A 646-nucleotide genomic window follows, 5' to 3' on the forward strand; every position below is an offset into this window, starting at 1 on the left:
GCGTACGGGGCGACGATGGTCGCGGCGCAACGGGCCCTGTCCTCCGACGCCAAATTGATCGACGACCCGTACGCGGCGCCGCTGGTGCGCGCCGTCGGCATCGATGTCTATGTCCGGATGGTCAACGGCGAAATCCCGGTCGGCGGGGATGCCGAGTTCAATCCGCACCGGATGGCGCGCAGCATGGCTTGCCGCACAAGGTTTTACGACGACTTCTTCCTGGAGGCGACGCGGGGCGGCATCGGCCAGGCGGTGATCCTGGCGTCGGGCCTCGACGCGCGCGCCTACCGCCTGCCGTGGCCGGCCGGCACCGTGGTCTACGAGGTCGACATGCCGGAGGTGATCGAGTTCAAGACCTCGACCCTCGAGGAACTCGGCGCCGAACCCACGGCCGAGCGGCGCACCGTTGCCATCGACCTGCGCGACGACTGGGCCGCGGCGCTGCGCGGCGCGGGATTAGATGCGCAGGCCCCGTCGGCGTGGAGCGCCGAGGGCCTGTTGGTGTATCTGCCGGAGGAGGCCCAGGACGCGCTGTTCGACAACATCACCGCCCTGAGCGCCCCCGGCAGCCGCCTGGCCTTCGACTTCGTGCCCGACACCGCGATTTTCGCCGACCCGCGCTGGCGCACGCACTACGAACGGATGA

The 646-nt window shown here is 70.0% G+C and carries 1 protein-coding gene; it reads left to right on the forward strand.

Annotation, left to right across the window (positions count from 1 at the left end):
* Positions 1-15: 15 nt before the first annotated feature.
* Positions 16-646 (forward strand): class I SAM-dependent methyltransferase (locus tag A5680_RS02880; protein ID WP_067815960.1); only part of this gene is annotated, 631 nt, incomplete at its 3' end.

Origin of the sequence: Mycobacterium sp. E2989, assembly GCF_001667595.1 — a bacterium.
GTDB lineage: Bacteria > Actinomycetota > Actinomycetes > Mycobacteriales > Mycobacteriaceae > Mycobacterium.